The organism is Phaeodactylibacter luteus (genome assembly GCF_007993045.1).
Lineage (GTDB): Bacteria > Bacteroidota > Bacteroidia > Chitinophagales > Saprospiraceae > Phaeodactylibacter > Phaeodactylibacter luteus.
Window position 1 is genome coordinate 1 of sequence record NZ_VOOR01000154.1, and the last position, 959, is coordinate 959.

1 pseudogene is annotated in these 959 nt (G+C 53.2%); it reads left to right on the plus strand.

Annotated elements, in window-relative coordinates:
- A pseudogene (locus tag FRY97_RS22560) lies at positions 1–959 on the plus strand (hypothetical protein); the annotation flags it as partial.

A 959-nucleotide genomic window follows, 5' to 3' on the forward strand; every position in this document is an offset into this window, starting at 1 on the left:
TAGTGGAGGTAGATATTTTAAATACACAGCTACCTAGCTTTGAGCTTTATTTTGACCATTGCTCGGAACCGTTGACCATTGCTTTTGGCAGTAGCGGCTGCTGTACTGTGGGGGGAGCGGATGGAGCTGTAAGCGAGCACTATGGGCTAGTCGGAGATGCCACAGACAATGCGGACTTGTACTACCAGCAAATGTGGTATGATGGCTTGGATATTTCGAGGATTGACATTGGCTCTGCTTGTGATTTTGGTAAAATGACCAACTTATATAGCTACGATGCACTGCACCGTTTGGTCAATGTCCAGAACTATTTTTTCTCGCCGGACCCCAACCCCGATGCCTACAGCACTTCATATGCTTATGATAAAGCTGGCAATCTGCTTGAACTTAACCGTCGAGGCTATATCGGTGATGATCAGAATGGGAGCCCACAGTTCGCTTGGATTGATCAGCTGCGCTATGATTATGGGGGGCTGGGCTCTAGCTTGCAATCCCTTGTAGATTCGGTCCCCGACCCTGCGCATCAGCCATTTGGCGTAGATGCGCCAATGGGTTCACCTCATTATTATGGGTATGACGGCAATGGGAACGCTACAAGTATGGGCCCACTGGGGCTGACCTTCAACCCAATTAACCTGCCTAGTGAAATTACAGGCCCTAACGGTACCACCCAAACCGCCTACCTTTCCTCAGGGCAGAAATACCGTCAGCTATCGGCCACGCCCGACAGCACGGTGCTGCGCTACTACCTTGGCGGCACGGTATGGCAGGACTCCTTCCCGAGCTACTACCATTTCGGCGATGGCCGGCTATTGTGGAAGCCCCACCCCGACAATCCCCACCGCACCCTAAGCGAAGTGGAGTACCGCCTGACCGACCACCTGGGCAACACCACGGTGCTGTTCAGGGATGCAGACGAAGACGGTCAAATCGCAGCAGAAGGCAGCGGCCCTGGGGCC